This window comes from Nonomuraea sp. N2-4H, from assembly GCF_045291505.1.
Taxonomy (GTDB): Bacteria; Actinomycetota; Actinomycetes; order Streptosporangiales; family Streptosporangiaceae; genus Nonomuraea; species Nonomuraea fastidiosa.
Genome location: NZ_CP147987.1, coordinates 642,361 through 667,867, shown reverse-complemented (window position 1 = coordinate 667,867; position 25,507 = coordinate 642,361). Strand labels below are relative to the sequence as shown.

The 25,507-nt window shown below is 72.5% G+C and carries 21 protein-coding genes; 8 read left to right on the top strand and 13 right to left on the bottom strand.

The genetic code is table 11. The features are described from left to right. Positions 1 to 205 precede the first annotated feature (205 nt). The 4 genes from cobT to WBK31_RS03060 all read right to left on the bottom strand — a co-directional run bounded on the left by cobT (position 206) and on the right by WBK31_RS03060 (position 4,542). A complete protein-coding gene (gene cobT, locus WBK31_RS03075) occupies positions 206 to 1,276 on the bottom strand; it encodes a nicotinate-nucleotide--dimethylbenzimidazole phosphoribosyltransferase (RefSeq protein WP_364057861.1) in 1,071 nt (356 codons plus the stop codon). Between the two features lie 12 nt (positions 1,277 to 1,288). Continuing rightward, the gene (locus tag WBK31_RS03070) at positions 1,289 to 2,134 is read right to left on the bottom strand and encodes a sirohydrochlorin chelatase (protein WP_378784751.1); all 846 of its coding nucleotides are present in this window, start codon (positions 2,132 to 2,134) and stop codon (positions 1,289 to 1,291) included. A 70-nt stretch (positions 2,135 to 2,204) separates the two neighbouring features. Next, entirely contained in the window at positions 2,205 to 3,383 is a 1,179-nt protein-coding gene (locus WBK31_RS03065; RefSeq protein ID WP_406674297.1) for a precorrin-6Y C5,15-methyltransferase (decarboxylating) subunit CbiT, read from the bottom strand. A gap of 79 nt (positions 3,384 to 3,462) precedes the next feature. Then, on the bottom strand, positions 3,463 to 4,542 hold the full coding sequence (locus tag WBK31_RS03060; RefSeq protein ID WP_378784754.1) for a GNAT family N-acetyltransferase: 1,080 nt from the start codon (positions 4,540 to 4,542) through the stop codon (positions 3,463 to 3,465). A 78-nt stretch (positions 4,543 to 4,620) separates the two neighbouring features. Here WBK31_RS03060 and WBK31_RS03055 point away from each other — a divergent pair, with 78 nt between their 5' ends. Together WBK31_RS03055 and WBK31_RS03050 are read left to right on the top strand one after the other, a co-directional pair. Then, positions 4,621 to 5,025 (top strand): DUF2795 domain-containing protein, encoded by a 405-nt coding sequence (locus WBK31_RS03055; protein ID WP_364057873.1) that lies wholly within the window; start codon positions 4,621 to 4,623, stop codon positions 5,023 to 5,025. A gap of 3 nt (positions 5,026 to 5,028) precedes the next feature. After that, positions 5,029 to 6,042 carry a Vms1/Ankzf1 family peptidyl-tRNA hydrolase gene (locus tag WBK31_RS03050; RefSeq protein WP_378784755.1) on the top strand — a complete coding sequence of 338 codons (1,014 nt, stop codon included), beginning with the start codon at positions 5,029 to 5,031 and terminating at the stop codon, positions 6,040 to 6,042. 45 nt (positions 6,043 to 6,087) lie between these two features. Here the strand turns inward: WBK31_RS03050 and WBK31_RS03045 are convergent, their stop codons facing one another. The 3 genes from WBK31_RS03045 to WBK31_RS03035 are packed head-to-tail and all read right to left on the bottom strand — an operon-like array spanning position 6,088 to position 8,803. After that, positions 6,088 to 6,654 (bottom strand): LUD domain-containing protein, encoded by a 567-nt coding sequence (locus tag WBK31_RS03045; RefSeq protein WP_364057879.1) that lies wholly within the window; start codon positions 6,652 to 6,654, stop codon positions 6,088 to 6,090. Beyond that, on the bottom strand, positions 6,651 to 8,075 hold the full coding sequence (locus WBK31_RS03040) for a lactate utilization protein B (RefSeq protein WP_364057882.1): 1,425 nt from the start codon (positions 8,073 to 8,075) through the stop codon (positions 6,651 to 6,653). The genes WBK31_RS03045 and WBK31_RS03040 overlap by 4 nt, the downstream gene beginning before the upstream one ends. Then, positions 8,072 to 8,803, bottom strand: a complete 732-nt coding sequence (locus tag WBK31_RS03035) for a (Fe-S)-binding protein (RefSeq protein ID WP_364057885.1) — start codon at positions 8,801 to 8,803, stop codon at positions 8,072 to 8,074. Before WBK31_RS03035 ends, WBK31_RS03040 begins: the two co-directional genes overlap by 4 nt. An 80-nt stretch (positions 8,804 to 8,883) precedes the next feature. Here WBK31_RS03035 and WBK31_RS03030 point away from each other — a divergent pair, with 80 nt between their 5' ends. Further along, the gene (locus tag WBK31_RS03030; protein ID WP_364057888.1) at positions 8,884 to 9,582 is read left to right on the top strand and encodes a FadR/GntR family transcriptional regulator; all 699 of its coding nucleotides are present in this window, start codon (positions 8,884 to 8,886) and stop codon (positions 9,580 to 9,582) included. 3 nt (positions 9,583 to 9,585) lie between these two features. On the opposite strand, the gene WBK31_RS03025 is transcribed toward WBK31_RS03030, so the two are convergent. Beyond that, positions 9,586 to 11,013, bottom strand: coding sequence for a sulfatase (locus WBK31_RS03025; RefSeq protein ID WP_406674296.1), 1,428 nt, complete (start codon positions 11,011 to 11,013; stop codon positions 9,586 to 9,588). An 86-nt stretch (positions 11,014 to 11,099) separates the two neighbouring features. Between WBK31_RS03025 and WBK31_RS03020 the strand changes: the two genes are divergently transcribed. Beyond that, positions 11,100 to 12,101, top strand: a complete 1,002-nt coding sequence (locus WBK31_RS03020) for an LLM class F420-dependent oxidoreductase (protein ID WP_364057894.1) — start codon at positions 11,100 to 11,102, stop codon at positions 12,099 to 12,101. 90 nt (positions 12,102 to 12,191) lie between these two features. On the opposite strand, the gene WBK31_RS03015 is transcribed toward WBK31_RS03020, so the two are convergent. Together WBK31_RS03015 and WBK31_RS03010 are read right to left on the bottom strand one after the other, a co-directional pair. Then, positions 12,192 to 14,135: an FtsX-like permease family protein gene (locus WBK31_RS03015; RefSeq protein ID WP_364057897.1), complete on the bottom strand. Its 1,944-nt coding sequence runs from the start codon at positions 14,133 to 14,135 to the stop codon at positions 12,192 to 12,194. Further along, positions 14,132 to 14,809, bottom strand: coding sequence for an ABC transporter ATP-binding protein (locus WBK31_RS03010; protein WP_364057900.1), 678 nt, complete (start codon positions 14,807 to 14,809; stop codon positions 14,132 to 14,134). The genes WBK31_RS03015 and WBK31_RS03010 overlap by 4 nt, the downstream gene beginning before the upstream one ends. Positions 14,810 to 14,901: 92 nt before the next feature. Between WBK31_RS03010 and WBK31_RS03005 the strand changes: the two genes are divergently transcribed. After that, positions 14,902 to 15,552: a response regulator transcription factor gene (locus tag WBK31_RS03005; protein ID WP_364057903.1), complete on the top strand. Its 651-nt coding sequence runs from the start codon at positions 14,902 to 14,904 to the stop codon at positions 15,550 to 15,552. Positions 15,553 to 15,618: 66 nt separating this feature from the next. Beyond that, positions 15,619 to 16,497 (top strand): DUF4328 domain-containing protein, encoded by an 879-nt coding sequence (locus tag WBK31_RS03000; RefSeq protein ID WP_406674295.1) that lies wholly within the window; start codon positions 15,619 to 15,621, stop codon positions 16,495 to 16,497. Positions 16,498 to 16,678: 181 nt separating this feature from the next. On the opposite strand, the gene WBK31_RS02995 is transcribed toward WBK31_RS03000, so the two are convergent. Then, the gene (locus WBK31_RS02995) at positions 16,679 to 20,413 is read right to left on the bottom strand and encodes a DNA polymerase III subunit alpha (RefSeq protein WP_406674294.1); all 3,735 of its coding nucleotides are present in this window, start codon (positions 20,411 to 20,413) and stop codon (positions 16,679 to 16,681) included. Continuing rightward, positions 20,413 to 20,679, bottom strand: coding sequence for a DUF6504 family protein (locus WBK31_RS02990; protein ID WP_364057912.1), 267 nt, complete (start codon positions 20,677 to 20,679; stop codon positions 20,413 to 20,415). The genes WBK31_RS02995 and WBK31_RS02990 overlap by 1 nt, the downstream gene beginning before the upstream one ends. A gap of 310 nt (positions 20,680 to 20,989) precedes the next feature. On the opposite strand from WBK31_RS02990, the gene WBK31_RS02985 reads away from it, so the two are divergent. Continuing rightward, positions 20,990 to 22,651: a serine/threonine-protein kinase gene (locus WBK31_RS02985; protein ID WP_364057915.1), complete on the top strand. Its 1,662-nt coding sequence runs from the start codon at positions 20,990 to 20,992 to the stop codon at positions 22,649 to 22,651. 281 nt (positions 22,652 to 22,932) lie between these two features. On the opposite strand, the gene WBK31_RS02980 is transcribed toward WBK31_RS02985, so the two are convergent. Then, positions 22,933 to 23,511 (bottom strand): TetR/AcrR family transcriptional regulator, encoded by a 579-nt coding sequence (locus tag WBK31_RS02980; protein ID WP_364057918.1) that lies wholly within the window; start codon positions 23,509 to 23,511, stop codon positions 22,933 to 22,935. 148 nt (positions 23,512 to 23,659) lie between these two features. Here WBK31_RS02980 and WBK31_RS02975 point away from each other — a divergent pair, with 148 nt between their 5' ends. Beyond that, the gene (locus tag WBK31_RS02975; RefSeq protein ID WP_378784763.1) at positions 23,660 to 25,492 is read left to right on the top strand and encodes an ABC-F family ATP-binding cassette domain-containing protein; all 1,833 of its coding nucleotides are present in this window, start codon (positions 23,660 to 23,662) and stop codon (positions 25,490 to 25,492) included. Positions 25,493 to 25,507 lie beyond the last annotated feature (15 nt).

The window sequence follows — 25,507 nt, the reverse complement described above, 5'->3', positions numbered from 1 at the left end:
CGGTGTCCACAGAATCGCGCCGCAGCCCCACAACGCGGCGTCCGGGAACGCGGCCGATCTCGCCCATCGCGCGACATCCGGGGAAACCGCACAGCGTCCCTCACCGCGCGACATCCGGGGAAGCCGCACAACCTCCCCCATCGCGCGGCGTCCCCGGGGAGGCCGCGCGGCCTCCCCGGGGACGGCCCCGTCCAGGTCCTTGAGGTCACACCTGCTTCTCGGTCACCCCCGCCGAGTCGAACGTCGCCACCTCGTGCAGCACCCGTACCGCCGCGCACACCGTCGGGTGCGCGAGCAGCCCGCCCGTGCCCTCGCCGAGCCGCAGCTCCAGGTCCATGATCGGGCGGAGCCCGAGGTGCTCGAGCGCGGCGCCGTGCCCGGGCTCCGCGGAACGGTGGCCGGCCACGCAGTGGTCGGTCACGGCCGGGTCGAGCGCGGCGGAAACGAGCGCGGCGGCGCCGGAGATGACGCCGTCGAGGATGACCGGCACGCGCAGGGCGGCCCCGCCGAGGATGAAGCCCGCGATGGCGGCGTGCTCGAACCCGCCGACGGCGGCGAGCGCCCGCAGCGACTCGCTGGGCGAGGAGGCCACGCCGGCGAGCGCGTGCGTACGCATGGCCTGGCGGACGATGCCGACCTTCAGCTCGTACGTCTCGTCGTCGATGCCGGTGCCCCGCCCGGTCACCTCGCCGGGGTCCCTGCCGGTGAAGGCGGAGACGAGAGCGGCCGATGCGGTGGTGTTGGCGATGCCCATGTCGCCGGTGATGAGGCAGCGGGCGCCGTCGGCGACGAGGTCCTTGGCCACCTGGATGCCCACCTCCAGCCCTCTGACGGCCTGGTCGACGGTCATGGCGGGGCCCTGCGACAGGTCGGCGGTGCCGTACGCGATCTTGCGGTTGACGAGGCCGGGCGCGTCGGGCAGGTCGGCCGCGACGCCGACGTCCACCACCGTCACCGACGCGCCCGCCTGGGCGGCGAAGGCGTTGGCGACCGCGCCGCCGTTCAGGAAGTTGGCGACCATCTGCACGGTCACCTCCTGCGGCCACGGGCTGACGCCGCGCGCGTGCACGCCGTGGTCGGCGGCGAAGATGGCCAGGGCGGCCGGCTCGGGCATGGGCGGCGGGCTGACGCCTGCCGCGCCCGCCAGGCGGATCGCGACCTCTTCAAGCGCGCCGAGGGAGCCGCGCGGCTTGGTGAGGCGGTCGTGGTGTGCGCGGGCGTCCGCGAGCGCCTGCGGGTCGGCGGGCCGGATGGCGGAGAGCGTCTCGGCGAGCACGAAAACCTCCACTTACGGGACGAGTTGGAGTGCTTCCTCGTATCGGTCGATGACGACGTCGGCGAGGGTTTCGCAGTCGCCGATCACCTCGGCGCAGCGGATGTCGAGATCGGGGTGCCCGGCGCCGTACGCCAGCGCCTGCGCCCACACGCGCTCCAGCAGCCCGCCGGCGAACAGCAGGTAGGGCACCACGATGACGCGCTTGGCGCCCAGCCGGCGGCAGCGTTCGAGCCCGCCGGGCACGCCGGGCGGGGTGACCGAGACGAACGCGGTCTCGACGGTCATGAAGTCGTAGGCGTGCGTCTCCCAGAACAGCCGGGAGACGCGGTGGACGTCGGCGTTGGCGGTGGCGTCGGTCGAGCCCTCGCCGACCAGGACGACGGCGGTCTCGCCCGGCTCGACGTGGGCGTGCGGGTCCTCCGACGGCGAGGAGTCGACGGCGCGCAGCCGGGGCCGCGCGCCCGCCAGCTCCAGCGAGCGCGGCCTGGAGATCTCGGTGGCCGCCTCGTTGAGCCGCTCGGCCAGCAGGGCGAGCACGCGCGGGTCCGGGCCGAGGGGGCGGCCGTAGTCGTAGACCAGCGTGGGGTGGCGCTGCTGCTCCAGGGCCATCGCGGCGGAGAACTCCTCGCCCATCCTGCTCAGGCTCAGCGGCAGCGCGACGAGCCTGTGGTGCCCCCTGGCGACCAGGGAGGCGACGGAGTCGCTCAGCCGGGGTGTGGCCCGCTCGAGGTAGCCACCCGAGACGTCGGCGCCGGTCTGGTCGAGGCGGCAGCGCAGGCGGTGTACGAACCTGCCGAACTCGGCGGCGTAGGCGTCGTCCTGGGAGCCCTGCCCGATCAGCAGGAGCGGTGGCTTCATCGTGGGGGAATCTCCGGTGCGGTGGACAAAGACACGCGAGGATAACCGATGGGCGCCGGTAGGGAACAGGTCACGCTGTGTGGGCGGGCCTCGCGTGCACGACGAAGACGGGATCCGCGGGGGTCAGGCCGTGCGCGCCGTCGGGTTCGACGCTGAGCCTCGACGCCAGGATCTGCGTGCCCTCGCCTCGGTAGCCCTGCTCGCGCAGCCGGTCGAGCACGGCGGGCACCTGCTCGACCTTGCGTAGCGCGCAGACGAGCGTGCGCGGCCTCCTGACGGCGCAGGCGTCGATCACGTCGAGCCCGCCGCCGCCGACGAAGACGGCGTCGGGGTCGGGCAGCGGCTCCAGGGCGGGCGGCGCCTGCCCTCTGGTGAGAGCCACTTTCACGCCGTGCGCGAGCACGTTGCGGCGCAGCTCGGCGCAGCGGGCCTCGTCCCGTTCGACGGCCACGACGGCCGCGCCGAGCCTGGCGCACTCGACGGCGATCTGGCCGACGCCCGCGCCGACGTCCCAGACCAGGTCGCCGAGGCGCGGCCCCAGTTTGGCCAGCACGTACGCCCTGACCTCCGGCGGCATGACGTCGTCGCCGAACGTCAGCGCCCATTCCCGCGGCCCCGGCTGGGCGCCCGCCACCCAGCCGCGTTCCCCGGGCCGGTGCAGCGGGTCGATGACGAGCACCACCTGGGGGTCCTTCCACGGCCGGGTGGTGGCCTCGCCCATGCGGCTGTGGGTGACGCGCTCGTCGGGGCCGCCGAGGTCCTCGCAGACGATCAGGGCGCGCGGCGTGGTGGGCGCCAGCTCCCTGGCGATCTCGGCGGGGCCGACGCCGGGCGCGACGAGCAGGGCGACCTTGGGGTGCGCGCGGCAGGCGTTGACCACGCGGGTGAGCTGCTCGGGGCCTGACGGCGCGACGACCAGCGCGTCATCCCAGTGCAGCCGGGCACCGGCGAAGGCCCGGCCGACGAGCGACGTGGCGGGCAGGACGTCCGGTTTGAGCCCGTGTGCGCGCAGTTCGCGTACGACGCCGAAGAAGCCGGGATCGCCGGGCGCGAGCACGACCGCGGGCCCTTCGCCGTGTTCGAGATGGTCGTCGATGGTCTGCAGCAGCGCGCCGTCTCCTGCGGTCGCCGCGTTCAGCTTGAGCCGCCCGAGAATGGCGTCGGGGCCGATGACGAGCCCCGCCTCGTGCAGCTTGGTCACCGCCTTGGCCGACAGCTCGGATCCGTCCCAGCCGACAACCGTGATCATGCGCCTCACCGTCCTCAATTCAAGGGTGACGGCTGCGGAGGGGTTTCACAAAGGGTGGCGAGGTCAGTCCGCCGTGCCTTCAGGCCAGGTCCGAGGGGATGAGACTGTAGACGATCAGGTCCTCGCCGGCCAGGGACGAGCGGGCGATGCCCTCGCGGACGAAGCCGGCCTTCTCGGCGACCCGCTGGGACGCGGTGTTGACGGTGGCGGCGCGGAGCTGGAGCCGGGCGAAGCCGTGCCGGTCGAACAGCCAGCGCGCGATGGCCCGCACGGCCTCGGCGGCGTAGCCGTTGCCGCGGGCCCAGGGCGCGGTCATGTAGCCGACCTCGGCGGTCCTGTTGTGCCAGTCGAGGTCGCGCAGGTCGACGTTGACCGCATACCGGCCGGTGGTGAGCTCCTCGGCGGTCCAGGCGATGCCGAGGCCGCGGATGCGCTGGCGTTCGGCGTGCGCGATGTAGGCGCGGGCGTGCTCCTCGGTGTAGCCGCGCGGGACGCCGGTGAACTCCTGGGTGACCGGGTCGGCGCCGGTGGCCGCCAGGTACGGCGCGTCGCGCGGCTCTTGGGGGCGCAGCCGCAGCCGCGGGGTGAGCAGGTCGTCCTTGGGCAGCATGGGGCCTGGTGCTGGGCTGTCGGTGCGCAGCAGGCCGAAGACCACGAGGTCGTGGGTGCCGTCGTCGTCCAGCACGCCGTCGCGGATGACGCCTTCCCAGGTGAAGCCAGCTTTGCGGGCGACGGCGAGCGAGGCGAGGTTGTCCAGGTTCGCGGTCAGCTCGATACGGCGCAGCCCGACCGTCTCGAACGCCCACTTCGTCAGCCCGCGCACCGCCTCGGTGGCGAAGCCGCGGCCCCGGTAGAGCGGGTGCACGCCGTAGCCGACCTCGGTCGTTCCGGTGCTCCACGAGGTCTTGAACAGGCTGATCGCGCCGACGATGAGCCCTTCGGCGTCGGTCATGGCCAGGTGGATGCCCTGCCCGCTGCGGCGCAGCTCGTGGACGCCGTGCCGCAGCCAGTGGTCGACTCCGCCGGTCTTGACGGGCGCGCCGGGCGGCAGGAACCGCGCCCCGGAGGCGACGATCTTGCGGATCCTGGGCGCGTCCTCGGGGCGGAACGGCCGCAGCGTCAGCCGTGCCGTAGAGATGCGCACATCGGGGTCGAACACGCTCGGCAGGGTACACAGCCGCGATGTTTGCCCACGAAAGCGGGGGTAGGGGCCGGGCTTGGAAGGAGTGTGGGAACCATGGAACGTGGGAGCGACAAGCACGGCCCGCGCCTGGACGAGCAGCAGAAGCACGAGACCGAGGGCATGGTGCGCGGCGGCGGCACGACGCACGCCGAGGAGTGGAGGGAGCCCGAGGCCATGTCGTCGTCCGGCGAGGAGACCCCGTCGTACGCGCCCGGCCACGCGCCCGGGGTCCCGCAGGGCATGACTCCGCATGACGTGGACGTCCGCAGCGATCTGGCCAAGTGGCTCAGCGACACCCACTGGCCGGCCTCCAAGAGCGAGCTGCTGGACCGCGCCCGGCGTGAAGGCGCTCCCGATCCCGTGCTCGACATGGTGGAGTCCCTGCCCGACCGCGACTACAGAAACATGGCCGACATCGCCAAGGCCCTGGGCCTCGGCGTGGAGCAGCGGAGGTTCTGAACCGTGCGGCTCGACTTCATCCGCCACCTGTACGACCGTCCCGGCCCGTACGCGTCGGTCTACCTGGGCGCGCTCACCGTCGCCGAGCGCAAGGCCCACTGGCGCAGCGTCCGCGACCGGCTCGATCACGACGTCGACGAGGCCACGATGGACGCCTTGGAGGAGGAGGCGCTGCAGGCGGCGGCCGGGCGGGCGCTGTTCGCCACGGACGGTTCGGTGGTGCTCGCCGAGTCGCTGGAGGAGCCGCCGTCGGAGCTGGTGACCTACACGCCGCTGCCGCACGTGACGCCGATGCTGATGCGGCGCGGTGAGAACGTGCCGCACATCCGGGTCATCGTGGACCATGCGGGGGCCGAGGTGACCGTGTTCGGCGAGGGCGCGCCGCGCCGTACGACGGTGCAGGGCGAGTCGTGGCCGCTGCAGAAGACCTCGCAGGGCGGCTGGTCGCAGCGCCGCTACGAGCGGGCCGTCGAGGAGACCTGGGAGAAGAACGCGGTGGCCGTGGCCCAGGAGATCGACGAGCAGGTGCGCAGGATCGGCGCCGAGCTGGTGCTGGTGGCCGGGCAGCCGAGGTCGCGCGCGTTCCTGCTGCGGCATCTCAGCACGCAGGCGGCCGATCGGGTGACGATCGTCGAGCACGGCAGCCGTGAGGACCACGGCCAGTTCGAGCGGGACGTGGAGCGCGCGCTCGACGAGTGGCTCGCGCGCCGCTGCGCCGAGCTGCTCGAACGCCACCAGGAGACGGACGCGCCCACCGGGCCGTGCCGGGTGTCGAAGGCGCTGCGCGAGGGCCGCGTGCACGCGGTGCTGATGCCCGGCGAGGTGCCCGCGCCCGTCTGGGTCGGCGAGGCCGGCACCCAGGTGGGCACCGACCCCAACGAACTGCGCCACTGGGGCGTGGCGGAGCCGGTGCGCGAGCGCGCCGACTCCGCGCTGATCAGGGCGGCCGCGATGACGGACGCCGAGGTGTGGTTCACCGACGCCGTGGACGACGTCGCGGCGGTGCTCAGGTACTGACGGCCGCTCCCGCCACCCGGGTACTGACGGCCGCTCCCCCGGCGCTCAGGCGCTGACGACCACTTCCAGGGTGCGGGGGCCGTGCACGCCCTCGACCCGGTTCAGCTCGATGTCGCTGGTCGCGGAGGGTCCGCTGATCCACGTCTGCGGCCGCGACGGGTCGAGCCTGGCGATCGCCTCGGGCACGCCGGGGACGATCTGGTCGGCGCGCACCACGCACAGGTGGTAGTCGGGCACCAGCGTCTGCGCCCGCGTGCCCTGCCCCGGGCCGTGGTCGAGGACGATGGTGCCGGTCTCGGCGATGGCGACGGCGCAGCCGGTGATGACGCCGTCGGCGGTGCGCAGGTCAGGCCAGCCGCCCTCGCGGTCGAAGCCCTCGGGAACGAACATCTTCCTGTCGCCCAGGCACGCGTCGATCTTGGCCGGCACCTCGGCCGCCGGTACGACGTGCACGATGGCCCGGTAGTCGTCCACCCGTTCGGCGAACAGCCGTACCAGCGCCTCCTGGTCCTCCACCTGCCGGCCGGCGCGGTAGCCGCGGGGGATCTCCACGTCGGGAGCCCCTGCCACGGCCTTGCCGATCCTGGCGAGGATCTCCTCGCGCGCGCTCACCGCTCCTCCTTCCGGTCGTGCCCGTCGCTCTCGCCGCCGCCGGTGCGCTCCCACCAGTCCCTGAACGGCTCGGCGGGGATGTCCGGCAGGTCCCTGGTGTCGGTCCACGCCGACAGCGGCCCCGGGAGCCGCTTCGGCACCAGCTTGCGCATGCGGGAGGCCGTACGCTGCGCCTTCGTCAGGAGCCGGTGGTCCTCCAGCACCCAGCCGGCCGCCCTCATGGCGGCCTTCTCCGCCGCCGCGTGCGGCGCCTTGGCGCGCAGGTCCACCAGGACCGACGGGATGTCGATGGCGACCGGGCACACCTCGTAGCAGGCGCCGCACAGGCTGGAGGCGAAGGGCAGCGAGGCGTCCAGGTCCGAGTGCATGCCCCTGAGCTGCGGGGTGAGGATCGCGCCGATCGGTCCGGGATAGGGCGAGCCGTAGGAGTGACCGCCGGCGCGCTCGTAGACGGGGCACACGTTCAGGCAGGCCGAGCAGCGGATGCAGCGCAGCGCCTGGCGGCCCACCTCGTCGGCGAGCACGTCAGTGCGGCCGTTGTCGAGCAGCACCAGGTGGAACTCCTGGCCATCGACGGAGCCCGTCCACGTGCTCGTGTACGGGTTCATCCGCTCGCCGGTGGAGCTCCTGGGCAGCAGCTGCAGGAACACCTCCAGGTCGCGCCAGGTCGGCACCAGCTTCTCGATGCCGACGACGCTGATGAGCGTCTCGGGCAGCGACAGGCACATGCGACCGTTGCCCTCCGACTCCAGCACGACGAGCGTGCCGGTCTCGGCCACCATGAAGTTGGCGCCGGAGATCGCGACCTTGCTCTTGAGGAAGCGTTCGCGCAGGTGCAGCCGGGCCGCCTCGGTCAGCGCGGGCGGGTCGTCGGTGAGGTCGCGCGAGACCTCGGGCATCTTGTCGAGGAAGATCTCCCGGATCTCCGAGCGGTTGCGGTGGATCGCGGGGACCAGGATGTGGCTGGGGTAGTCGTCGCCGAGCTGCACGATCAGCTCGGCGAGGTCGGTCTCGTACGCGGTGATGCCCTCCTTGGCGAGGGCGTCGTTGAGCCCGATCTCCTGGGTGGCCATCGACTTGACCTTGACCACCTCGGTCTCGCCGGTGGCCTTGACCAGGTCGGCCACGATGCGGTTGGCCTCGGCGGCGTCCCTGGCCCAGTGGACGGTGCCGCCCGCGCTGGTCACCGCCGCCTCGAGCTGGAGCAGGTAGCGGTCGAGGTTGCGCAGGGTGTGGTCCTTGATGGCCTTGCCCGCGGCGCGCAGGTCCTGCCAGTCGGGCAGCTCATTGACGACGGAGGCGCGCTTCTCCCGGATGGTGTGGGTGGCCTTGCGGAGGTTGAAGCGAAGCTGGGCGTCCTGTACGGCTTTTTCAGACTTTTTCGGGAACGCTTGGGGCATCCCGATGAAGGTCACGCTCATTGGGACTCCTCCGTGGACGCGAGGATCTCGGCCAGATGCATGGTCCTGACGCCCGCCCGCTGGCGGCTCAGCGTGCCGCCGATGTGCATCAGGCAGGAGTTGTCGGCCGCGCACAGCACCTCGGCGCCGGTGTCGAGGATGTTGCGGGTCTTGTCGGCGCCCATGGCGGCGGATACCGACGGGTTCTTCACCGCGAACGTGCCGCCGAAGCCGCAGCACTCCTCCGCGCCCGGCAGCGGGACGAGGTCGATGCCGCGCACGTTCCGCAGCAGCCGCAGGGGGCGGTCGCCCAGGTGCAGGCCGCGCAGCGAGTGACAGGTCGGGTGGTAGGTCACCCGGTGCGGGAAGTACGCGCCGACGTCCTCGACCTTCAGCACGTCGATGAGGAACTCCGACAGCTCGTACACCTTCGGCGTGACCTCCGCGATGGCCGCCGCGCCCTTGCTGCCGGGCTTGACCAGCTTCGGGTACTGCTCGCGCACCATGGCCGCGCACGATCCCGACGGCGCCACCACGGCGTCATAGCCGGCGAAGACCTCGGTGAAGTGCCGCGCCAGCCGTACGCCCTCCGTCCGGTAGCCGGTGTTGACGTGCATCTGGCCGCAGCAGGTCTGGGCGGCGGGAAAGTCCACTTCGCAGCCGAGCCTGCGCAGCAGCGACACGACCGCCTTGCCGGTTCCGGGGAAGAGCGTGTCGTTCACGCATGTGATGAACAGTGCGACTCGCACGACTCTCCTTCCAAGGTATGGTCCGACCACATTATGGTCAGACCATAGTCGAAGACATCATTTCGGGCCAGGGAGGGCTCTTGGACGTAAGCGGCTGGCGTCCGGTCAAGCGGACGCGGACGTTCGAGGACGTGCTCGCCCAGATCGAACGGCGCATCACCGAAGACGGCCTCACCGTGGGCGACCGGCTGCCCGCCGAGCGCCAGCTCGCCGAGCAGCTCGGTGTCAGCCGCTCCTCCGTACGCGAGGCCCTGCGCGTGCTGGAGACCCTCGGCGTGGTCTCCTCCCAGGTCGGCCGGGGCCCCGACGCGGGCGCGGTGCTCACCTCGCGCCCCGACGCGGCGCTGAGCGACCTGCTGCGGCTGCATCTCGGCCTGACCGGTCTCGAGCTGCGCGAGGTCATCGACGCCCGGCTCATGATCGAGCAGTGGGCCGCCGCCCGCGCGGCCACGGCGCGGGCCGACACCTCGGCGCTGGCGGCGGCGCTGACCGGGATGGACGCGGCGGGCTCGCCCGAGCAGTTCGTGGAGCACGACACGGCCTTTCATTGCGCGATCGCGGACGCCTCGGGCAACCGGCTCGTCGCCGCCATCATGCGGTCGCTGCGCGACTCGATGCGCAAGTACTCGGTGGAGGCGGTGCGGCAGGTCATGGACACCTCGATCCTGCGCGCCGACCACGTACGCATCTTGGAGGCCATCGAGTCCGGCGACCCCGAGGAGGCGGCGAGAGCGGTCTCCGAGCACTTGGCGCACGCCTACCCCACGCTCTTCCGCTGACACTCACTCCGCCATGTCGGCCTGGCGGCAGCTCGCGCCCGAGCAGGCGACCATCGCCGACAGCCGCTGGTCCAGCCGCGACAGCAGCGACAGGTCGGCGGACATGATGAGGTTGTCGAGCTGGTAGGGGTCCTCGTCGAGGTCGTAGAGCTGCCGCTCCCCCGTCTCGTACCGCACGTACGTGTACTGCTCGGTGCGCAGCGCCTGATAGGCGGGCACCGGCGTCTGCGCGGCCGACGTCCGGTTGGCCGGGCGGACGAACTCCACCAGCACCTGTTTTCGCCACTGCGGCGGCGGCTGCCCGCGCAGCAGCGGCACCAGCGAGCGCCCCTCGGCGAACGCCGGCACGGTGGCCCCGCCCAGCTCGGCGATGGTCGGCGCGAGGTCGATCGTGGCCGTCATGTGCGCGATCGTCGCGCCCGGCTCGACGCCTGGCCCCCTCACGACGAGCGGCACCCTGATCGCCTCCTCGAACGGCGTGGTCTTGCCGTGCTTGATCCGGTGGGTGCCGAGGTGGAAGCCGTTGTCGGAGGTGAAGAAGATGTAGGTCTTGTCGAGCTTGCCGGACTCCTGCAGCGCCGACATCACCGAGCCGACCAGGTCGTCCACGCCGAGCATCGAGCGCAGCCTGGTGCGGTAGCGCTCGTCGACGGCGGCCTCCGCGCGCCGCGACAGGGGCGGCAGCATCTGCATCCACAACGGCTCGGCGCTGATGTCCTCCTGGTCGAACGACGGGGTGCGGGGCGCGGCCTCCATCGGGAACGCGTCGGCGTGCCGGTAGGCGGGATTGGCCGGATTGTGCGGGCCCACCGGGTTCAGGAAGAGGAAGAACGGCTGGTCCGAGGCCTTGATGAAGGCGCGGGCGTGACCCGCGAGCACGTCGGACAGGTAGTCCCGCTCTCCCCAGCCGTAGTCGCGCAGCGTGCCGTTCTCATTGAGGCGGTAGCCGTACTCCTCGTACAGGGCGCGTACGGGGACCCGCCAGTCGTTCCAGCCGGGCGGCACGTACGTCTCGGGCGCCGAGCCCCCCGGATAGTGGTTGAGGAACTTGCCCATGAGCGCCGTGCGGTAGCCGGCCTGCTGCATCCAGGTGCCGAGCGTGGAGCGTTCCAGGCCCAGCTCGTGGAAGCGGTGGAAGCCGCCCTCGGGCGCGGTGTTGGTCAGCACGCCGTGGCTGTGGACGTGCTGCGAGCGCAGGATCGACGAGCGGGACGGGCAGCACCAGGAGTTCGTCACGAAGTGGCGGTCGAACGAGGTGCCCTGCTCCACGAGCTGGCGGGTGATGTTCGGGAAGTGCCGCAGCGTGCCGCTTTCGAGGTCGTCGGCCATGATGACGACGATGTTGGGCCGCGACTGGCTCTGGGCAACGGTGGGCTCGGCCGCCGGCAGAACAAGCAGCAGGCAGACGAGTCGACACAGGGCCTTGAGCACAGAGTGTGACTTCCCCGGAGCGTCCGTTATTGACACGTGAGGCCCGTCACGGCGGTAATAGAACTTAATTCCGGAGGTGGTCCTCGATGAAGCTCGGCTTGAACCTCGGCTACTGGCAGCGCCACGCCGACGACGCGACCGAATCGGTGCTCGCGGCCGAGCGGCTCGGCTACGACTCGGTGTGGACCGCCGAGGCGTACGGCAGCGACGTCTTCACGCCCCTCGCCTGGTACGGCGCGCGTACCAGGCGCATCAAGCTGGGCACCTCGATCGCGCAGATCTCGGCCCGTCCCCCGGTCACCACGGCGATGACCGCCATGACCCTCGACCACCTCACCGGCGGCCGGCTGCTGCTCGGCGTGGGCGCGTCGGGCCCGCAGGTCGTGGAGGGCTGGTACGGCCAGCCGTTCGCCAAGCCGCTGGCCAGGACCCGCGAGTACATCGAGATCATGCGCAAGGTCTGGCGCCGCGAGGAGCCGGTGACCAGCGAGGGACCGCACTACCCGCTGCCGCTGCCGGGCGGCCTCGGTAAGCCGCTCAAGCTCATCACGCACCCGCTGCGCCAGGACATCCCCGTCTATCTGGGCGCGGAGGGGCCGAAGAACGTCGAGCTGGCCGCCGAGGTGGCGCAGGGCTGGCTGCCGCTGTTCGCGTTCCCGGAGAAGATCGAGCAGATGTACGGCGACGCACTGTCGAAGGCCCCCGCGGACTTCGACGTGGCCGCCATGGTGCTCGTGGTGATCTCCGACGACGTGCGGGCCGCGCTCGACGGCGTCAAGACCATGCTCACCCTTTACATCGGCGGCATGGGGGCCAGGCAGCGCAACTTCCACGCCGACATCATCGGCCGCATGGGCTACGCCGAGGCCGCCGAGCACATCCAGTCGCTCTACCTGGCCGGGCGCAAGGACGAGGCGTTCCGCGCGATCCCGGACGAGCTGGCCGACGGCATCTCGCTCGTCGGCCCGCCCGGCCGGATCAAGGAACGCCTCGAACTGTGGCACCGCAGCCCGGTCACCACCCTGCTGGTGATGGGGGTGCGGGACGAGCCCTCGCTGAAGCTCGTCCGCGACCTCGTGCTCGGCTGAGCGCGTCAAAGGGCGCCGGGTCAGTCGGAGCGGGTCAGTCAGGGCGGGTCAGTCGGGGCGAGTCGGCCGGAGCGGGTCGATCGGGGCGGGTCAGTCGGGGCGGGGCGCGGGGTCCATGGTGACCGCGCGCAGCAGCGGCCGGCTCATCGCGCCCGCGCCGAGCACCCCGGCGAAGCCCACGACCACGCACGCCGCCAGCGTCAGCGCGCCGGTCAGGTTGGGCTCGTCGAGCATGAACGGCGCCGCGCAGAACACGCCCGTCAGGATCGACCCGCCGCCCATCACGATCAGCGGCAGCAGCGTCTCCGACCTGCGCGCCTTGTCCAGCACCTCCAGGGGCGTGCCGGCCAGGCGCAGCAGCGCGTACGTCTGCCGCCGGTCCAGCACCGACGACATCGCGGTGATCCCCGAGCTGGTGATGGCCACCAGGAACGACACCGACAGCACCACGATCGTCCCGACCCGGATGTCGGCCACGATGTCCGTGCCGAAGCGCCGGCTGTCCTCCGGCGTGGTGGGCGTGTGGCCGGGCACGAGATCGGCCAGCGCGGTGCGCGCCCTGTCCACGGTCGCCTCGTCGGCCGAGCTGCCCAGGGCGGCGACCACGACGTCCTCGCGCCGCTCGACGGTGGCGGTCACGCCGGCCGCCCGCAGCCGCTCGCGGGCCTGCGCGGCCGCCTCGGCGGGGCTGCCGTCGGTGACGTTCACGCTGAGCTGCGGCGGCCCCGGCACCTGCTCGAACGCCGCCGGGCTGAGCAGGCCGAGGAAGCCCGCGACGAACCCGGTCAGCGCGACGCCGCTCACCGTGCGCCAGGCCGAGCGCGGGTCGTCCACAAGCCTGCGGGCCGCCAGCAGCATGGCGGGGCCGCGCGCGGTCGAAGCCGCGATCCTGCCGATCATGCCGACCACCCAGGGCCCCGCCAGGTTGATGCACAGGAACGCCACGGCGAGCGCGATCAGGATGATGGTGACGCTGGTCTGCACGCCCAGCAGGGGGAAGACGGCGAGCGAGGCGAGCAGCGCGAGCACGCGGACGAAGCGCATGGCGGGCGGCGTCTCCCGCTTGGCCACGCCGAGCGGGCTCACCACGACCCGCCGCAGCCCGACCACGGCCGACAGGCCGACCAGCAGCGGCACCGCGACCAGCACCCCGGCCAGGGTCAGCGGACCGGGCAGCAGGTCGCCGGCGAACCACGGCCCGCCCTGCATCTCGATCCGCGTGAGCAGCGGCACGGACAGCGCGTACAGGACGGCCCCCGCGATCGCGCCGCCCAGCGCGACCAGCACCGCCTCCGTGACGGTCATCGCGACGACCTGGCCGGGCGTGGCGCCGACGAGCCGCAGCGCGGCGAGCCTGCTGTCGCGCCTGGCCACCGTGAGCCGGGCCGCCGCCCCGCCGAACACCAGCAGCGGCACCACCATGAGCACGCCGGCGATGGCCGACAGCCACTGGTAGGCGACCGCGTCCTCGCTGGGCTCTCCCGCCAGGCTCGCGACCTTGACCGGCGGCTGGGACTGGACCCAGTCGTCGACGCGCTGGGCCGTCATCGCGGGCGCGTCCGGCCTCTGGCCGAAGACCGCGACCAGCTCGCCCGGGTAGACCAGGGCCTCGTCGCCGAGCACGCCCGCGCGCCCGGGATAGCGGTCGGCCAGCTCGTTCGCGGGCAGCTCGTCGGCCAGCGCGGCCAGCCCGGGCGACAGCCACACCTCGCCGGGCTTGGGGAAGCGCGGCAGGCCGGGCGGCGCCTCCGGGTTCGCGCCGTCGAGCGCGGCCAGGTCGATGACGGTGATCTTCTTGTCGCGTACGTAGTCGAAGCGCATCGCCTCGACCGCGACCGCGGCCGAGGCGGAGGCGGCGGGCACCGGGTTGCGCCAGGCGCCGCGATCGGCCCTGGCCTGGAACGCGAGGTTGGCCGCCACCACGAACAGCAGCAGCGCCGTCGCCATCGCCACCGCCCCGAACGTCAGCCAGGTGCCGAGCATCCCCCTGCGCCCGCCACCCTTGATCAGTCGCCAGGTGAGATCGAGGTTCACGCCATCGCTCCGCTCTGCAGCAGGCGGCCGTCGCGCACCTCGACCGTGCGGTCGCACCAGGAGGCCACGTTGGGGTCGTGGGTGACGACGAGCAGGCTGGCGCCGTTGTGCTTGGTCGCCTCCACCAGCAGCCGCATGGTCTCCTGGCCGGTCCGCTGGTCGAGCGATCCGGTGGGCTCGTCGGCGAAGACCACCGCCGGCTTGGTGACCAGGGCCCTGGCGATGGCCACCCGCTGCGCCTGGCCGCCGGACAGCTCGCCGGGCCGCCTGACCTCCATGCCCTGCAGGCCGAGCGGCGGGAACCACTCGCGGGCCTGGCTCACCGCCTGCGCCCGTGACACGCCGCCCAGCATCAGCGGCAGGGCCACGTTCTCGTCGGCGGGCAGTTCGGGCAGGAGCTGACCGAACTGGAAGACGAAGCCGAAGCGGGTGCGCCGCAGGGCGCTGCGCTTGCGCTCGCCGAGGGTGTCGATGCGCTGGCCGAGCAGGTGCACCTCACCGCTGTCCGGCTTCATGATCCCGGCCAGGCAGTGCAGCAGGGTGGACTTGCCGGACCCGCTCGGACCCATGATCGCCACCGCTTCGCCCGCCTGCACCGTGATGTCCACGCCGGCCAGGGCCGTCGTCTGCCCGAACCGCTTCGTCAAGGCCCGTCCAACAAGTACCTCGTTCATAAGGTCAAGCCTTCCGCGAAGGCCGGTGCCCGGGGATCGGCCGTGCGTCCATTCCTGCATCGGCCGAACGGCCGATCCTTAGAGTTGACGACGTGACTATTCGGGTTCTCATCGCCGACGACCAACAATTGGTGCGAACCGGCTTTCAGATGATTTTGGACGCACAACCAGACATAGAGGTCGTGGCCGCCGTCGCCGACGGAGCCGAGGCGGTGGCCGAGGCCAGGAGGCTGCGCCCCGACGTGTGCCTGCTCGACATCCGGATGCCCAAGCTCGATGGGCTGGAGGTGACCAGGCTGCTGGCCGGGCCGGGCGTGGAGAACCCGCTGCGGGTCGTCATCGTCACCACGTTCGACCTCGACGAGTACGTCTACGGCGCGCTCCGCTCAGGGGCCACCGGCTTCCTGCTCAAGGACAGCGGCCCCACGCTGCTCGTGGAGGCGGTCAGGGCCGCCGCCGTGGGCGACGCGCTGGTGTCGCCGTCGGTGACCGTACGGCTGCTGCAGCACCTGGCCAAGCCCCGGCAGCCCGCCCTGCCGCCGGGCGCCGAGCCGCTGACCGAGCGCGAGCTGGACGTCGTACGCCTGGTGGCCAGGGGAAAGACGAACAAGGAGGTGGCCGCCGAGCTGTTCGTGTCGCTGTCGACGGTCAAGACGCACCTGGGGAGCATCCAGGCCAAGCTCGGCGTGCGCAACAGGGTCGGAATCGCGGCTTGGGCGTGGGAATCCGGCGTGGTGAGCTGATTAACAGCGGGGCTCCCGGGATACAAGTGAATCAGAACCTCAGCGCATGGCCCGGGGGAGAACAACGTGCGCTACACCCAGGCATCACCCACCAGAGCCGCTGCCGCCGTCTACGTGACGCTGACCGCCCAGGTACTCTCCCTCGCCGCCCTCGTGATCTTCGAAATGACCCGCGGCCGCGACCTCGCCGCGCGGCTCGCCGCGTTCGGCGGCCGCCCCCAGGGCGCCGACGCCGAGGCGGTGGTGGGCGCGGTGACCGCGTTCGCGGTGCTGATGATGCTGGTGGCGGGCACCACGCTGGCCGCGGCGGCCTCCTACCTGACCTGGCTGGTACGTGCCAGGCGGGCCAACGACCGCTCGGCCGCGACCGGCCCGGTGGCGGCGGCCTGGCTGATCCCGTTCGTCAACCTCGCCGCCCCCGCGGTGCTGGTGGACCAGGTGTGGCGGGGCGCCCGCCCGCCGGCCGGCCGCCGCGGCAGGTGGCTCGCGCTGCTGGCGGCGTGGTGGCTGAGCTGGCTGGCCACGCTGGCGCTGGTGACGATCCGGGTGCCGCTCGGCTCCTCGGCGGGCGACCTGACCGGGGTGGGCGTGCCGGAGCTGGGCTGCGCGGCGGTGGCGGCGGTGCTGTGCGCCGCCACGGTGCACGAGCTGACCGGGCTGCAGCGGGCCGCCCGCACGACCTGGTCCGCGGAGCCGTCCGCCCCGCGGACCCAGGCGCAGCCCGTGGCCCCGGCCCAGCCCGTGGTCCCCGCCCAGCCCGTGGTCCCCGCCCAGCCCGTGGTCCCGGCCCAGCCAGTGGCCTCAGCGCAACCGGTGGCCTCCGCGCAGCCGATGGTGCCGGCGCAGCCGCAGTCCTCGCCGCAGGACGCCGCCCAGAGCGCGCCCCAGACGCCGCTGCAGGCCCCGCTTCAGGCGCCACCCCAGACGCAGCCGCAGACGGGCTGAGCGGCCCCAGGCTGAGCGGCTCCGGCTGAGCAGCTCCGGGCCTCCGGGCGGCTCCGGGCGGCTCCGGGCCGCCGGGCGGCTCCGGGCGGCTCCGGGCCGCCGGGCGGCTTCAGGGCTCAGGCTCAGGCGGGTCGAGCGGCCCCCGTGCGACTCCGAACGTCTCCTCAAGGCTCTTGAGGGCTCAGGCGGCCGTCGGGCCCGAGCTGCCCGGGCTGGCGTGCCAGAGCCGCCTCGGCGGGTTCGCGGTGGCGGGCGGGGCGAGGTCGGAGTAGGGCGACAGGCGGAAGCCGTTGGCGTACTCGATCGGGCGCCCACCGACGCCGCCCGCCGCCTCCTCGGGAGCACGGTCGATGACGGCGCGCACCGCCTCGATGCCCCGCGAGCGCCACAGCGCGTCGAGGTCGGCCAGGTTCCAGCAGTCGAGCGCCCGCATCGTCACCGCCCGCGCGCCCGTGCGCCTGACCACGCCTCTGGCCAGCATCAGCCACGAGCCGAACACGATCGACGCGCACCGGCCCTGCACCGACTCGAAGAACGTCAGGTCGATCGGCCCGGTCGAGTCGTCGAGCGTGGTGAAGATTATCCGCTGGCCCGAGCGGATGGCCGGCGTCTGGGTGGCCACCTTGACCCCCGCGACCAGGATCTCCGCGCCGTTGCGCTGGCGGAGCAGGTCTTTGGAACGTACCACTCCGAGCGCGTCGAGCAGCTCCTCGTGGAAGCTGATGACGTGGCGGCTGACGTCGATGCCGAGGATCTCCAGCTCGGCCTCGACCATCTCCGTCTCGGTCATCTCGGGCAGCTCCCCCGGCGGCAGCCTCTCGCTGAACCCGAGCGGAAGCTGCACCGCCGGCGGAGCCGCGTCCTTGGCCGACGCACCCTGGGACATCGGGGACATGTGGGAGCTGCGGGAGCTGTGGGAGCTGTAGCGCCGGGACTTGCGCGGGCCCGCCTGCACCCCGATGGCCGACGCGCGGTCGAGCGCGCCCACCTGGGCGATCAGGTCGCGGCGGGTCAGCTCGCCCGGCCGCCAGCGCGGGCCGCCGGGGCGCAGGCCGTGGAGCGCGTCGAGGCCGCCGACCTGGACGATCCGCTCGATCGTGGGCCGCGAGGGCCGCGCGCGGTCCCAGAAGTCGGCCAGCGACGTGTACGGCTGCCCCGCCACCATCCGCTCGACCTCGGCCTCGCTCACGCCCTTGATGGCCGAGAACGGCACGCGCAGCGCGTACCCCTTGCCGATGTCGCCGATCCTGAACTCCCTGCGCACCCGCGAGCCGCCGCCCTCCAGCTCGGACGGCCGCACCCGCACCTGGACGCGCGGCCCGAGCCGCTCGACCTGCCAGTGCCTGCCCGACTTGTTGATGTCGAGCGGCAGGATCCGCACCCCGCACTGCCTGGCCTCGTCGATGATGACGCGCGGCGGGTACATGCCGGGCTCGTGCGTGAGCACCCCGGCGAAGAACGCCGCCGTGTGGTGCCGTTTGAGCCAGGCCGACTGGTAGGTGGGCAGCGCGAACGCCGCCGCGTGCGCCTTGCAGAACCCGAACGAGCCGAACGCGTCGAGCACCTGCCAGGCGCGCTCCACGGCCGCGTCGTCGAACCCGTTGGCCCTGGCCAGCGGCACGAACGCGCGGCGCACCCGTTCGCGGCCCTCCGGCGTGTCGAGCGTGCGGCGCAGCTTCTCGGCGTAGGACAGGTCGCGCCCGGTCATCACCGAGATGATCTTCAGCACCTGCTCGTGGAACACCACCACGCCGTGGGTCTCCTTCAGCGCCTCGCGCAGGCTCTCGTGCGGGTAGTACGGCTTCCGCCAGCCGCCCCTGGCCTCCAGGTAGGGGGTGACCATGTCGGAGTTGACCGGGCCGGGGCGGAACAGCGAGATGTCCACGATCAGGTCGTGCATCTTGCGCGGCTCCAGCTTGGCGACCAGCTCGCGCTGGCCCGGCGACTCGATCTGGAAGCAGCCGAGGGTGCGGGCGGCGCAGATCATGTCGTAGGTGTCCTGGTCGTCGTGGGGGACGTACTGGACGTCGGGGCGTTCGGGGCCGTGCTGGGTGTCCAGCTCGACCGTGATGCCGTCCACCCGCTTGATCTCGCTCAGCGCGTACGCCAGGGCCGACTGCATCCGCACGCCCAGCACGTCGAGCTTGAGCAGCCCGGCCTCCTCCACGTCGTCCTTGTCGAACTGCGACATCGGGAACTCCAGCAGGCTGCGCTCCACCGGCGTGCGGTCGCGCAGGCCGGCGTTGCCGATGAGCACGCCGCACGGGTGCAGCGCGATGTGCCTGGGCAGCCCGTCGAGCCTCTCCGCCAGCCGGAACACGCGGTCGAGCCCCGCGTCGCCGAGCCGGCTCTCGCGCAGCTCGGGCAGGTCGCGCAGGGAGGCGGTGATCTGCTTGGCCCTGATGTGCGGGAACGCCTTGGCGATGGCGTCGATCTCGTGTGGCGGCAGGCCCATCGCTCCCCCGACGTCGCGGATGGCGCTGCGGGCGCGGTAGGTCTCCATCATGGACACGCAGGCCACCCTGGACTCGCCGTAACGCTCGAAGATGGCCTGGTAGCACTCCAGACGGCGGGCCGACTCGACGTCCACATCGATGTCGGGCAGCCCGATGCGGCCCTCCGACAGGAAGCGCTCCATGAGCAGGCCGTGGTCGAGCGGGTTCACCTCGCCGATGCCGATGAGGTAGTTGACCAGGCTGCCCGCGCCCGAACCGCGGATCGCGCAGCGGATGCCCATGTCGCGGATCATGTCGGTGATGCCGGCCACCGCGATGAAGTAGCCCGACAGGCGCTTGCGCTCGATGATGGCGAGCTCGTCGTCCAGCCGCCGCCTGGCCTCGGCCGAGCGGTCGAGGCCGCGCCTGTGCAGGCCGTCCTCGACCCGGTTGCGCAGCAGCGGCACCGGGTCGCGGCCGATCTCCGGCAGGTGCAGGGCGGGCGGGTCGTTGCGCAGCGCCAGCACGTCGAGCGGGTCCATCGCGCACGCCTCGGCCAGCAGCCTCGTGGTGCGCAGCAGGCGGACCATCCGCTCCTGGTCGCCCGCGCACACCTTGGCCGCCACCTGAAGCATCTCCTTGGTGCCCTTGAGGTAGGCGTGTGAGGTCGTGCGGTCGAGGTGGCGCGGGTGCAGCGGGACGAGCTGGCGGGCCGCGTCGAGCACGTCGCCCACCTGGTGGTCGGCGGGGTCGAGGTAGCGCACGGCGTTGGTCAGCACGGCCGGCACGTCCATCGACTCGGCCAGGCCGAGCATGCGCACGGCCGTGGTGGCGTCGCGGAAGCCGTACTGGTCGACCAGCTCGATCACCACGCCGGGCACGGCGGCGCGCCACTGCCCGAGCAGCGCGCGCGCGTGCTCGTCGCGCCGCTCCGCCACCGCGCGGCCCACGTCGGAGCGGGGGCCGAGCAGCACCACGAGGCCGTCCTCCGCGCCGAACCCCGGCGTCTCCCTGCCGCCCGCCCACTCGGCGATCAGCTCGCGGGTCACCTTCGGCGCGCCGCGCTCGCCCGCGAAGTGTGCGGCCGTGACCAGGCGGCACAGCCGCGCCCAGCCCTTGCCGCGGGCCAGCACCGTGACGCGGTCTTCGGCGTCGGGACCGGTGCGCGGGCGGGGCGTGCGGATGCCGGGCGCCCTGACGGCCACTGTGGCGGGCGCTGTGGCGGGCCCTGTGGCGGGCGCTGTGGCGGGCGCTGTGGCGGGCGCGTCGAGCGCCAGGTTCACGCCGATGACCGGCGCGATCCCGGCGTCGGCGCACGCCTGCACGTGCTTCATCGCGCCGTAGAGACCGTCGCGGTCGGTCAGCGCCAGGATGTCCATGCCGTACTCGGCCGCCCGGCTCACCAGCGCTCGCGGAAACGCCGTGCCGTAGCGCATCGAGTAGGCGGAGCACACGTGGAGGTGTGGGAACGGGGGCGCCATCAGTCCCACGCCCTCAGCAGCAGCCAGCCGTTGCCGGCGGTGTCGTAACGCAGCTCGTAGGAGCCCACCTCGCGGCCCGGGCTCGCCTCCACCCGCCAGAACTGACGCTCGCCGGGATCGGCCTCGCTGGTCTTCCACCACTCGCGTGCGACCACCCAGTGGTCGAGCACGCGGCGGACGAGGTAGAGCCGGTCACGCCAGACGAACTGAGTCGGCTCCCCGTCTCGGGTCCACACCTCTATCGGATCGCCATAGAGTCTGCTCAAGACGCTTCTCCCCGCGGCTCTGGTGCCTGTGCTGAGCCACCCGGGGGAAGACGGGCGCTTATGACTCGAACATATGTTCTCCCGGCTCGAAACGCAAGTCGCCCGCATGCCTTGCGAGCCGGGTCGCGCCGATCGGGTTTCTGCTGCTGAAGACCGCGCTGCCAGGGCGGTGACGATCGCGGGACCGGACCGCGGGCCGCCGTCGCCGCGCTCGGCATGCGGCCGCATCGGGCGCTGAGTCCCGTCATGCGCCGAGGCGTGCGGGGCCTCCGACGGCGTACGCCGCGTGTCGGGGCGCAGAACTGCGACGATGACGCCTGTATCGGTAAGCTTGCGCGGCGTGAGCGGTGAAACCTCCCACATCGGGCGCTACAGACTGCTAAGCGTGCTGGGGCGAGGTGGGATGGGCACGGTCCACCTCGCCGAAGATCCCACGGGCCAGAAGGTCGCCATCAAGGTGATCAACCCTGAGCTCAGCCAGCACGAGCAGTTCCGGGCGCGCTTTCGCCGGGAGGCGGACGCGGCGCAGCGCGTGCGCAGGTTCTGCACGGCCGCCGTACTCGACGCCGCGCTCGAGGGCAACCAGCTCTACGTGGTCACCGAGTACGTCCCGGGCCCCAACCTCGACGAGGCCGTACGCCAGTCGGGCCCGCTGCGCGGCTCCAGCCTCGACGCGCTGGCCGTCAGCGTGGCCACCGCGCTCACCGCGATCCACGCGGCGGGGGTCGTCCACCGCGACCTGAAGCCGTCCAACGTGCTGCTGTCGCCGGTCGGCCCGCGCGTGATCGACTTCGGCATCGCCAGGGCGCTCGACACGATCGGCGGCGTCACCGGCACCGGCGAGGTCATCGGCACGCCCCGCTACATGGCGCCCGAGGTGCTGCGCGGCGACCCGGTCTCGCCGGCCTGCGACGTGTTCTCGTGGGGCTGCCTGGTGGCGTTCGCGGCCAGCGGGCGGGCGCCGTTCGGCGGCGACACGCTGCCGGCCATGGTCTACCAGGTGCTCAACACCGAGCCGAACCTCGACGCCATCGACCCCGGCCTGCGCGAGCTGGTCGCGGCGGCGCTGAACAAGGACCCGGCCAAGCGGCCCACCGCGCAGCAGCTCCTCGACCAGCTCGTGGGCCGGTCGGCGGCGCCCGAGCAGGCGGCGCACACCGTACAGGTGGCCTGGCAGCAGTCCACCGCCCCGTACACGATCCCTCCCACGGGAGGCGGCGATCGCGCGCGGCGCGGCAGGCTGTACGCGGGGCTGGCCGCCGCCGCGGCGGTCGTGGTCGCGGCCGGGGTGGGCGCGTGGGCGCTGTTCGGCCCCAGCGGGCCGCCCGACAACCTGGGGCTGCTGTACCAGGAGGACTTCACGCAGACGACGGGCGGCTGGAGCGGCACCTACGACCCGGAGAGCCCGGGGAGCGTCGGCTACCGGCCCGACGGCACGTACGGCATCGACGCCGAGCCCGACTACGAGGAGCGGTGGGCCAAGGCGCCCGTCCCCTTCCTGTTCTACAAGCCGACGCAGTCACCCGACCCGTCGGCGAGCCCGACGCCGATGCTGCCCGAATCGGTCGTCATGTCGGTCACCGCCGACGTCAAGAGGTCCGTCGGCACCGGCGAGTACGGCCTCTACTGTCACAACTCCGAAGACGGCGAGAACTACTACGAGTTCATCCTCGACACCAAGGGCAACGCCCGCATCCGGCGCATCGTCGACGGCTCCGGCGGCGTGATCGCCCAGCCCGTGAAGGTGGACGCGCTGCCCGGCAAGGCGCGGATCACCGTGGCGTGCGAGCAGAGCGGCAAGACCGTGCGGCTGTCGATGTGGGTCAACGACGAGCTCGTCCAGGAGGTCGAGGACCCGAACGGGATCGGCAACGGCTCGCTCGGGTTGTTCGCGCGCACGCCTAAGGATGACCGGTCGGTGGTGCGTACCACCTGGGACGACTTCGAGCTGCGCGGCAACCTGGAGCGCTGACCCTCCCCTCGCTGCGGCGCGGGTGTACCTTCGCCGGACGCCCGCGTCCGCGAGCCCTGCCGCGAACGCCCGTATCAGCCAGCGCCCGGACGGACGACGGCTTTCACGAGCGTCCGACGGACGGACATCGGCTTTCATGGGCGTCCGACGGGCGGACGGCGGCTTTCATGGGCGTCCGACGGGCGGACAGCGGCTTTCATGGGCCGTCCGACGGGCGGACGGCGCGAGAGACCGCCCAACGAACGGACGGCGCATGAGACCGCCCGACATGGACGCGGGGCTCAGAGGACGCCGGCGCGGGCGGCGGCGAGTGCGGCGTCGGCGGCGCGGTTCGCGTCGTCCTCGGTGACCGGCTCGTGGGCGACGAACAGCCGGTAGTAGACGGGCGCGACCGCCACCCTGATCACCTCTCGGGGATCGACGACGTCGGGCAGCTCGCCGCGCTCGATCGCCCGGCGCACGACGTCGGCCGACTGCTCGTTGCGCGAGACGAGGAAATCGTGCAGCGAACGGGCGGCCGCCTCGTTCTGCACGGCGGCGGCCACGAAGGCCGACGACACCGGCCCCAGCTCGGGATCGGCGAACCCGGACCGGACGAGCTGGACGATCCCCCGCAGGTCGCCTTCGATCGAGCCCGTGTCGGGGATGGGCCACGGCTCGTCGGCGGCGAGCTCGAGCGCGTCGGCGATGAGTCCTTCGACTCCGCCCCAGCGCCGGTAGACGGTCGTCTTGTGCACGCCTGAACGCTCCGCCACGCGCTCGACGGTCAGGCCGCTGTAGCCGTGTTCTGCCAGCTCGGCGAGTGTCGCCTGGCGCACGGCCATGCGTACGCGGGCGCTGCGCCCACCAGGGCGCTTCATGGGCTCTTTGTGCTCCAAAAACTACTCCAGTTGCGTTAACTCGGTTCGCATGCCATGCTAAAGCTACAACGGTTGCGATTGGAGTTCTATCCTGATCACCCTCCGCGGAGTTTCCAAGTCCTACGACGGGCGCGCCGTCCTCAGCGACGTGTCCGTGTCCGTACGAACCGGCGAGCGCGTCGGCATCGTCGGCGAAAACGGCTCGGGCAAGTCCACGCTGATGCGCCTGCTCGCCGGGGTCGAGCGGCCCGACGAGGGCGAGGTTCACCTGACCTCCGACCTCGGCTATGTCGCTCAGACGCTCGCCGAGACGCTGGGCCTGCCGCCCGGCAGCACGGTCCAGGAGGCCGTCGACGCCGCGCTGGCCGACCTGCGTGCCATGGAGCGCAGGATGCGCGAGCTGGAGTCGGCGCTGGCCGAGGAGGCGTCGCAGGAGGTCATGGACGAGTACGGCGAGCTGTGCACCGCGTACGAGCTGCGCGGCGGCTACGAGGCCGACGCCCGCGTCGACCGGGCCTTCCACGGGCTCGGCCTGGCCCACGTGGGCCGCGAGCGCACGCTCGGCAGCCTGTCGGGCGGCGAGCAGGCGCGGCTGGGCCTGGCCTGCGTGCTGGCGGCCGCGCCCCGCGCGCTGCTGCTCGACGAGCCCACCAACCACCTCGACGAGTCGGCCCTGACCTGGCTCGAAGACCGGCTGCGCGAGCATCGCGGCGCGGTGGCCGTGGTGTCCCACGACCGCGTCTTCCTCGACCGGGTGGCCACCGCGATCGTCGAGGTCGAGCAGGGTGCGGTGACCCGGTTCGGCGGGGGCTACACCGGTTACCTCGCGGCCAAGGCGGCGGCCAGGGCGCGGTGGGAGCAGGCGTACGCGGCCTGGTGTGCCGAGGTGCGCCAGGTCCGCGAACACGCGGCCACCACCGCCCATCGCGTCGCGGCCGGGCGCGCGATGCGCGACAACAACAAGATGGCGTACGACCGCAACGCCGGGCGGGTGCAGAGCTCGATCGCCAGCCGGGTCCGCAACGCCCACGAGCGGCTGCGCCGTCTGGAAGCCGACCCGGTCCCCCGCCCGCCGGACCCACTCCACTTCCGCGCGACGTTCGGCCCGGCGCCGACCCCGCCCCCGGACACCACCTCCGACACGCCGGCGATGTCGCGGACCACCACCGATGCCCAGACGGAGGCAGCACGCACCCAGCAACCCGGCACCGGCACCTCCGCGCAGCAGCCGGGCCCGCACGCCCTCGCCGGCAGCACTCCCACGAAGCCGACTGGCACGACCGCCCTTCGGCAGCAGGCCGGCATGGGCGCCCGCGCACAGACCGTACCGGCACCCCACCGCCCCGGCGCGAGCAACGTCACCCGCGACAGACGGGACGACCAAAACCACCAGGACAATCAGAACCAACGAAATGGCCAGGACGGTCAGGGCGACCAGAACACCGACCAGGTACTCGTACGACTGAGGAACGTCCGGGTCGGCGATCGGCTGCAGGTCGAGGAGCTGACCATCAAGGCAGGCGAGCGGATCCTGGTCAAGGGCGGCAACGGCGCGGGCAAGTCCACGTTGCTGGGCGTCCTGGCCGACCAGGCGCGCTGCCGGGTCGGTTACCTGCCGCAGGAGGTGAGCTTCGACCCGGCGCTGCCGGTGCTGGAGGCGTACGGAGAGGGTCATCCCGACGAGCGCAGGGCGGCGCTGCTGGCCACCGGCCTGTTCCGGCCGCACACCCTCGACCAGCGGGTGGGCGAGCTCTCGGTCGGCCAGCAGCGGCGGCTGGCGCTGGCCAAGCTGCTGGCCCGCGAGCACGACCTGCTGCTGCTCGACGAACCCACCAACCACCTGTCGCCGCTGCTCGCCGAGGAGCTCGAACGCGCCCTCGACGGCTACCATGGCACGCTCGTCATGGTCTCCCACGATCGCGCCCTCGTCCGCCGCTTCCGGGGCAGGGAGATCGAGCTCGCAGGAGGGCGCATCCTTTGACCACCACCATCGGGG

What these genes read in the sequence shown, in the direction of transcription:
- WBK31_RS03070 (WP_378784751.1), bottom strand. Translation starts at nt 2,134, where the DNA reads ATGAAGCCACCGCTCCTGCTGATCGGGCAGGGCTCCCAGGACGACGCC.
- WBK31_RS03065 (WP_406674297.1), bottom strand. Translation starts at nt 3,383, where the DNA reads ATGATCACGGTTGTCGGCTGGGACGGATCCGAGCTGTCGGCCAAGGCG.
- WBK31_RS03055 (WP_364057873.1), top strand. Translation starts at nt 4,621, where the DNA reads ATGGAACGTGGGAGCGACAAGCACGGCCCGCGCCTGGACGAGCAGCAG.
- WBK31_RS03040 (WP_364057882.1), bottom strand. Translation starts at nt 8,075, where the DNA reads ATGAGCGTGACCTTCATCGGGATGCCCCAAGCGTTCCCGAAAAAGTCT.
- WBK31_RS03020 (WP_364057894.1), top strand. Translation starts at nt 11,100, where the DNA reads ATGAAGCTCGGCTTGAACCTCGGCTACTGGCAGCGCCACGCCGACGAC.
- WBK31_RS03010 (WP_364057900.1), bottom strand. Translation starts at nt 14,809, where the DNA reads ATGAACGAGGTACTTGTTGGACGGGCCTTGACGAAGCGGTTCGGGCAG.
- WBK31_RS02995 (WP_406674294.1), bottom strand. Translation starts at nt 20,413, where the DNA reads ATGGCGCCCCCGTTCCCACACCTCCACGTGTGCTCCGCCTACTCGATG.
- WBK31_RS02985 (WP_364057915.1), top strand. Translation starts at nt 20,990, where the DNA reads ATGACGCCTGTATCGGTAAGCTTGCGCGGCGTGAGCGGTGAAACCTCC.
- WBK31_RS02980 (WP_364057918.1), bottom strand. Translation starts at nt 23,511, where the DNA reads ATGAAGCGCCCTGGTGGGCGCAGCGCCCGCGTACGCATGGCCGTGCGC.